Source organism: Longimicrobium sp. (genome assembly GCA_036389135.1).
Taxonomy (GTDB): Bacteria; Gemmatimonadota; Gemmatimonadetes; order Longimicrobiales; family Longimicrobiaceae; genus Longimicrobium.
Genome location: DASVQP010000120.1, coordinates 60844 through 67998 on the forward strand (window position 1 = coordinate 60844; position 7155 = coordinate 67998).

Consider the following 7155-nt stretch of genomic DNA (forward strand, 5'->3'; position numbering starts at 1 on the left):
GTCAGTCAGGCTGCAGTTTCACCGGGAAACCTCAGATACTCCGACGGCACCGGGTCGGTGAGCCACACGCCGTTGGCGGAGCGGAAGAAGCGGTGCCCGGCGGCGTGCATGCGCGCGGCGTCGATGCGCAGGACGGCGGGGCGGCCGTGGCGCGCGCCCACCGTGGTGGCCGTGTCTTCGTCGGCGGAGAGGTGGACGTGGCGGCGAGATCCGGGGATCAGACCGTCGCGGCGGATGGAGTCCAGGAACCGCGTCGCGGTGCCGTGGAAGAGGACGGGCGGCGGCTCCACCGGCTCCAGTCCGAGCTCGACCTCCACCGAATGGCCCTGGCTGGCGCGGATCATCGCGCCGTCCGCGCTCAGGGCGAAGCGCTTCTTGTCGTTCTCAGCCACCACGCGCTGCAGCGTGGCGTCATCGAGCGGCACGCCGGCGCGCGCGGCGGCGGCGAGCAGGTCGTCCACGCGCGTCCACCCGGCTTCGTCCAGCTCCACGCCGAACTTCGCCGGCTCGTGACGGAGCACGAGGCTCATCCACTTGCTCAGGTGCGTGAGAGAACGGTCCCTCGTCATCGCGGGCGCACCCCTCCGGCGGCGGCGCCTTCCGTCGGGTCGAGGAGGTGGCGGCGGACGCGGTCTAGGGCAATCTGGGCGGTCATCCCCTTGACCCACTCGCGCCCGCGGTCGCCCACGTCGTAGCGGCGCGACCACACGCCGCCCTCCCACGCCACCGCGATGCACACGGTGCCCACCGGCTTCTCATCGGTGCCGCCGCCGGGGCCCGCGATGCCGGTGGTGGAGACGCCGAGGTCCGCACCGGCCAGGCGGCGCACCCCTTCCGCCATCTCCTCCGCCGTCTGGGTGCTGACGGCGCCGTGCTCGCGCAGGGTGTCCGCGCGCACGCCAAGGACGCGCTCCTTGGCGTCGTTGGAGTACGTGGCCACACCCAGGAGGAAGTACGCCGAGCTCCCGGGCACGTCGGTGATGCGGTGCCCGATCAGCCCGCCCGTGCACGACTCGGCGACGGCCAGCGTCATCCCGCGCTCCCTGAGCAGCCGCCCGACGGTCTCCTCCATCCCCTCGTCGCCGATGGCGTAGACGTGCGTGCCGAGCCGCTGGCGCACGCGGGCCTCCAGCGCGTCCAGGCGCCCCTCCAGGTCGTCGCCGGGCGCGCCGCTCACGGTGATGCGGGCCTGCACGCGCGGAAAGGCGGCGCGGAAGGCGAGGCGCGCCTCCGCGGGATCGACCACGCCCACCAGCAGCTCGTCCAGCTTGCTCTCCGCGAGACCAAAGGTGCTGAAGACGCGCGACACGAAGCGCCGCCCCGGATTGCGCGCCGCGGCCCAGGGGATCAGCGTCTCCCGCGCCATGCGCCGCATCTCGCGCGGAACGCCGGGGAGGCAGGCGACGAAGCGCGTCGCGCCGCCGCGCTCCACGGGGCAGATGATGCCGGGCGCCGTGCCGGTGGGATTGGGGATGACGGTGGCGCCCTCCGGGATCAGCGCCTGCTTGCGGTTGTTGGCGGGCATCTCGATGCCGCGCGTGCGAAAGAGCCCCTCGATGTGCGCCATCGACTCCTGGTGCATCACCAGCGGCTTCCCCGCCAGCCGCGCCACGCACGCGGTGGTGAGGTCGTCCGCCGTGGGCCCCAGCCCGCCCGTGCACACGACGATCTCCGCCTCTTCCAGCGCGTGCTCCAGCGCCCGCACGATGGCGTCTTCATCGTCCGTCACGGCGAACCCGGCCACCGGCTCCACGCCGACCGCGCGCAGCTCGCCGGCCAGGAACCCGGAGTTCGTATCCGTCGTCAGCCCCGCGACGATTTCGTCACCGATGGCCAGCAGCGCCGCGTTCATAGGAGTTCGGCTCATGTACAGAAAAAACCATCACACAGAGAACACAGAGGGAACTGAAAGCCGCGGAGAACCCCTTCCGCAGCTCTTGCTGCCCCCTCTGTGGCTCTGTGTGAGATTGCGGTTATCCCTTCCCCTTCCGCATGCCGCGCAGCGCACCCTTGACCGCCTCGCGCGGCATGCGCGTGAAGCCGTTGAACTCGCCGCCCGACGCCAGCCACTCGCCGCCGTCGATGGTCACGCACTCGCCGTTGATGTACGGCGACGCATCGGAAACCAGGAACGCGGCCAGGTTGGTGAGCTCCTCGTGCTCGCCGAAGCGCTTCATGGGGATGCGGTTGCGGGCCTCGGCTTCGAGCTCGGGGGTGGGCATCAGCGCCTTCCACGCGCCCTCGGTGGGAAAGGGGCCGGGGGCGATGGCGTTGGAGCGGATTCCGTACGTGGCCCACTCCACGGCCAGCGAGCGCGTCATCGCCAGCACCCCCGCCTTCGCCGCCGCCGAGGGCACCACGAACGCCGAGCCGGTCCAGGCGTACGTCGTGGCGATGTTGAGGATGCTCCCGCCCTTCCCACTCTCGATCATGGCGCGCCCCACCGCCAGCGTGGCGTGAAAGGTCCCGTACAGCACCGTCCCCACCACCGCGTGGAAGCCATTGGGCGAAAGGTCCTCGGTGGCGGAGAGGAAGTTGCCGGCGGCGTTGTTCACCAGGACGTCGATCCCGCCCCACTTCCCAACGACCGCGCCCACCATCGCCTCCACCTGCGCGAAGTCGCGGACGTCGCACGGCACGCCGAAGACGCGCTCGCCGGTGGGATCGATCTCCCCGGCGGCACCCTGGAGCCGCTCCTCGCTGCGCCCCGTGATCGCCACCCGCGCGCCGAGCGAGGCGAAGCGCTTCGCCATGGAGAGCCCCAGCCCGGAGCCGCCCCCCGTCACCAGCACCACCTTCTCCGCCAGCAGGTCGTCGCGGAACATCTCCCTCTCCCGTTGCCGTCCACCCCCGGAGCCGCGCCGTCCTCGCGCGGCGGCATCACCGGAAAGGCTACCGCCCCCCGCGCACGTGCGAAAGGGCCCGCTCCCCTGAACGCGAGAGCGGGCCCGGCGCGGGAGCGGACGAAGCGTGGGCGCTACGGCGTCAGCTCCACGGACCACCGCACGGTCGAATGGGTGAAGACGGTGACGTACGACGAATCGCTCCTGGAATCCGCCCGGAAAGCGCGGTTCGCCGTCACCTCCACCTGCAGGACGCTCGAGCTGTCCGCGGGCACCGAGGCGGCGGGGACCACGATGCGAGATGGGGGCGGCCCGGAGCTGTTGATGTTCAGCGTCTGCCGCCCCCGCGTGAGATCCAGCCGCCAGAACTGGTAGAGCGCCGGGCCCAGCTCGGCGGGCGCGGTGCCCTGCGAAAGCGGAAACACCAGGTCCGTGCCCCGGGCGACGGTCAGCTTCGCCGGCCCGCTTCGGATCCAGATCGGCACCCGGAACGCCGCCGGAAAGAACTCCACCCCCTTCACCACGGGGAGCGTCACCCCCACCACCCCCGCGCCGAGCACGCCCGGCGCGACCACAAGCGTGCTGTCGTAGAGCCGGCCGGTCCCCTGTGCGCGCAGCCCGGGGCGCAGCGCCTGGCCCAGAACCCGCAGCGAGTCGTCCACGAACTGGAGATGCGTCGCCTGCACGCCGATCCCCCCTCTCACGCGCAACGAATCCGCACCCTCAACCGGCTGCGCCAGATCCAGGTCCACGCTTGCTCCCGTGCGTCCCACGTGGGCGTACTCCGGCGACGTCACGTCCACGAAGTCGACGCACCCCGCCAGCACAGCCAGCGCCGCGACGAGGACGCGCTTCACGGTTCGGCGAGGGCGAAGGCTTCCATCTCCCACGGGCGGCGATCGTGCTGGTCGATCACCGTCGCGAGCGCGGCGATCCCGAACACGGAGAGGTCCACGTCGAACCAGCGGCTCAAGAGGCGCACGAGGGGAAGGTGCTCCGCCGCCCACTCCTGCAGCGGCCGTCCCGCGGCGAAGTAGAGCTGGTCCGCCTGCAGGTTGTGCACGCGCTCGTGCGCAAAGGTCGCGACGACCTCCTGGGGATCGGCGAAGCCGGTGACGCCCAGGAAGATCGTCCCGGGATACGCCAGCCCGCGCACCGGCCCATTGTCCACTAACATCTCGTGCGAGGGCGCATCGAACACCATGGCCCCCGCGGACAGGCTGCGCCCGGGGTTCCACTCCAGTTCGGGGCGCGCGACCGCGTACACGGTGCTCGCCAGCGCCAGTGCGTCCACCCTGGCCCGCACGCGCGGCCCGCCGCCGAGCGGGCGCACGTAGAAGCGCACCGGCCCCAGCGGGAGCGCCACCTCGTCGAACGAGCGACGTCCATGTCCCGCGTTCCACACCACCGACGAGCCGACCGACGCCACCTGCCGCCCCACCAGCCCCGCGCCGGCCCACCGCTCCGCCGCGATCCGCTTTCCCGCGAACACCCCCGCGCCCCCCGCCGCTCCGCGCGCGAAGCCGTCGCGGAACGACCCGCCGCGCGCCTTCTGCACCGCCCCGGCCGAGACGGCGCCCACCAGCACGTTGGCGGAGAGCACCGTGAAATCCTCCACCCACCCCGGGCGCTGCGGCTCCTGCGCGCGGCAGAGCGGTGGAAGGGCGAGCGTGGCCAGCACGCACGCCAGCGCGGCGCGAAAAGCTCTCATGAATCGTGGCGCGGGGAGGAGGAAGGGACGGGCGGGAAACATACGCTCCCCCGCGCATCCGGACAACGCGCGCCCCGGTTGCGCCCGCCCCGCGCGCGCGGTAACGTGTGCGCGCTCCCGATCCAGCCCCCCGACACGCGAGGAAGAAGAGAGTGGCGAAGCGACTGATCTCGGCCGAGAACGCCCTCAACCTGCTCCTGGTCTTCGTGCCCATCGCCATGGTGATGGAGTGGGTCCTCCACTCCCCGCCGGTGTGGATCTTCGTGGTCGCCTGCCTCGCCGTCATTCCGCTGGCCGGGCTGATGGGGCACGCCACCGAGGAGATCGCCGAGCGCGTGGGCGAGGGGGTCGGCGGCCTCATGAACGCGACGTTCGGCAACGCGGCGGAGCTGATCATCGCGATCGTCGCGCTGCGGGCGGGGCTCTACGACCTGGTGAAGGCGTCGATCACCGGCTCCATCATCGGCAACCTCCTCCTGGTGTTCGGGCTCAGCGCGCTGGTAGGCGGGCTGCGCTTCCAGACTCAGAAGTTCAACCGCACGGCCGCCTCGCTGGGCTCCACCCTGCTGGTGCTGAGCGCGGTGGGGCTGGTGGTGCCGGCCGTCTTCCACATGCTGGTGGGGAACACGGCGCAGGCGGCCGAGCGCAATCTGTCGTTCGAGATCTCGGTGGTGCTGATGCTCACCTACATCGCATCGCTCTTCTTCACCCTGCGCACGCACCGCCACCTGTACATGGGCGACACGTCGGTGGAGGGGGCGCCGCCGGTGCACAGCCACGAGCACCCGCCGCTGGGGCGCTCCATCGGCAAGCTGCTGCTCGCCACGGTGGGCGTGGCGATCATGGCCGAGTTCCTGGTGGGCGCCGCCACGCACACCGCGCAGTCGCTGGGGTGGAGCGAGATCTTCGTGGGGGTGATCGTGGTGGCCATCATCGGCAACGCCGCCGAGCACTCCACCGCCATCATCATGGCCGCCAAGAACCGGATGGACGCGGGGATCAACATCGCCGTCGGCTCCTCCATCCAGGTGGCCCTCTTCGTGGCCCCGGTGCTGGTCTTCCTCAGCTACTTCATCGGCGGCAAGGGTCCCATGGACCTGATCTTCACCCCGCTGGAGGTGCTCGCGGTGGTGGCCTCGGCCGGGATCATGGCCTTCTGCTCCAACGACGGCGAGAGCCACTGGATGGAGGGCGTACAGCTCCTGGCCGTCTACATCATCCTGGGCATCGCCTTCTTCTTCCTCCCCGTCCCCGAAGGCGCCGCCGCAGCCGCCGGAGCCGCCGGCGGCCACTGAGCGCACGGGCAGGATGCGAATCGAGGGGCGGGCGCCAATGCCGGCGCCCGCCCCTCGTTGCTTACCAAAACTTTGGTGCAGGACTACAGGTCCGCCCCTTCACGAGTTGCAGGCACACCCGCGTCCCCGGTGGCACGTCTTGTTGCGTGCGATGCAGCTGTTGCCGCACGCCTTGCCACGCGAGCAGACCTTGCAGCAGGAGGTGACCCCGGCTGTGTTCGTGGTGCAGGCGCGCGCCGGGGGAACGGAGCTCGTGAGGAGGACGGCGGCAAGAATTGGAACCAGGCAAAAAGTGCGACGCATGATGGACTCCGAACATTGAAGCGGGGGATACACCAGAAGGAGAGCGCGAAACTGACTTCAGCCTGGATGGGATTCGAGATGGGACTCACATTATGGCGCTGTGCTGCCAAACCGAGGAGGTGGCGCAGGGGCAGATAAAAGCGACGTGGGTGCTTACGTGAATCGAGTTTAGAAGGAATGGTTCAGGTAGGCCGGCGGAGAATAAGTAGGGTGTCGTGAGATTGGCGTCAAGAGATCTGACACACGAGTGTGATCGTGCGAGGCGTCGAAAGTTCTCACGAGCGCCGATCTGTTTCGCCCGTTAATCCCGCGGCATGTGCGCAGTAAGTCGCTGGCGGTGAGCTGGTTCGGAGCTTACGACGCTTTCGCGAGGTCCCGCGTGTCGATCCTCACCCCGCGCTCGAGTGCCAGGTCGTGGAGAGCATCGGGGTGCTTCATGAGGACGCGCATCAGGGTGTCCGCGGTGGAGCTCTGCGTCACGGTGCCGCGCTCCCACCGTACCACCGTCTTCGGACCGGTGCCGAGCAACTGCTCGAGCTCGGCCTGCGAAAGCCGGAGGCGTTCGCGAAAGGCCTTCACCTCGCCCGTCGCGAGGAGGCCTTCCTCGCGCCTGATCTGGTCCGCTGCCAGCCGCTGCAGCGCGTCCGCCTGTTCGGGGAGAAAGAACGTCTCCCCGCACGCCGAGCACCTCATGAACTCGCCTTCCACGGTGACCGCGCGCTGGCCGATCAGGATTTCGCGCGGCTCGCGCACCGGCCGCGCCTCGCTGTCGCACGCGTAGCAGCGTTCGGTCATGGGACCCGTCCGAGCGATGGGGAAGATGATCGCAAGCCGCGGATCGGCTGTACCGCAGCGCGGAAAGGACGAAGTACGCGCGGCTTTGATCATGAGTCAAGCGGCGGTGATAAACCGGTGCATCACGTGGCGCCGTGCGGGCTTACAGCGCGCCAAAGACGCCAGCCATGCGCCTTTGGGCTACAGGAGCGAGGGGCGGGGGGGGGGG

7 protein-coding genes are annotated in these 7155 nt (G+C 70.1%); 1 reads left to right on the forward strand and 6 read right to left on the reverse strand.

Annotated features, from left to right (window positions below; translation table 11 throughout):
- Positions 1-5 precede the first annotated feature (5 nt).
- The 5 genes from VF584_24590 to VF584_24610 all read right to left on the reverse strand — a co-directional run bounded on the left by VF584_24590 (position 6) and on the right by VF584_24610 (position 4554).
- Positions 6-569 carry an RNA 2'-phosphotransferase gene (locus VF584_24590; protein HEX8213376.1) on the reverse strand — a complete coding sequence of 188 codons (564 nt, stop codon included), beginning with the start codon at positions 567-569 and terminating at the stop codon, positions 6-8.
- On the reverse strand, positions 566-1867 hold the full coding sequence (locus VF584_24595) for a competence/damage-inducible protein A (protein HEX8213377.1): 1302 nt from the start codon (positions 1865-1867) through the stop codon (positions 566-568). Before VF584_24595 ends, VF584_24590 begins: the two co-directional genes overlap by 4 nt.
- A gap of 106 nt (positions 1868-1973) precedes the next feature.
- Positions 1974-2825: an SDR family oxidoreductase gene (locus VF584_24600; GenBank protein ID HEX8213378.1), complete on the reverse strand. Its 852-nt coding sequence runs from the start codon at positions 2823-2825 to the stop codon at positions 1974-1976.
- Positions 2826-2977: 152 nt separating this feature from the next.
- Positions 2978-3700 (reverse strand): hypothetical protein, encoded by a 723-nt coding sequence (locus VF584_24605; GenBank protein ID HEX8213379.1) that lies wholly within the window; start codon positions 3698-3700, stop codon positions 2978-2980.
- On the reverse strand, positions 3697-4554 hold the full coding sequence (locus tag VF584_24610) for a hypothetical protein (GenBank protein HEX8213380.1): 858 nt from the start codon (positions 4552-4554) through the stop codon (positions 3697-3699). The genes VF584_24605 and VF584_24610 overlap by 4 nt, the downstream gene beginning before the upstream one ends.
- A gap of 152 nt (positions 4555-4706) precedes the next feature.
- Between VF584_24610 and cax the strand changes: the two genes are divergently transcribed.
- Entirely contained in the window at positions 4707-5849 is a 1143-nt protein-coding gene (cax, locus tag VF584_24615; GenBank protein HEX8213381.1) for a calcium/proton exchanger, read from the forward strand.
- Between the two features lie 657 nt (positions 5850-6506).
- On the opposite strand, the gene VF584_24620 is transcribed toward cax, so the two are convergent.
- The gene (locus VF584_24620; GenBank protein ID HEX8213382.1) at positions 6507-6947 is read right to left on the reverse strand and encodes a type II TA system antitoxin MqsA family protein; all 441 of its coding nucleotides are present in this window, start codon (positions 6945-6947) and stop codon (positions 6507-6509) included.
- Between the last annotated feature and the right edge of the window lie 208 nt (positions 6948-7155).

Excerpts from the sequence above, each read along its gene's own strand:
- VF584_24590 (HEX8213376.1), bottom strand. The coding sequence starts at position 569 with ATGACGAGGGACCGTTCTCTCACGCACCTGAGCAAGTGGATGAGCCTC.
- VF584_24600 (HEX8213378.1), bottom strand. The coding sequence starts at position 2,825 with ATGTTCCGCGACGACCTGCTGGCGGAGAAGGTGGTGCTGGTGACGGGG.
- VF584_24610 (HEX8213380.1), bottom strand. The coding sequence starts at position 4,554 with ATGAGAGCTTTTCGCGCCGCGCTGGCGTGCGTGCTGGCCACGCTCGCC.
- VF584_24595 (HEX8213377.1), bottom strand. The coding sequence starts at position 1,867 with ATGAGCCGAACTCCTATGAACGCGGCGCTGCTGGCCATCGGTGACGAA.
- VF584_24620 (HEX8213382.1), bottom strand. The coding sequence starts at position 6,947 with ATGACCGAACGCTGCTACGCGTGCGACAGCGAGGCGCGGCCGGTGCGC.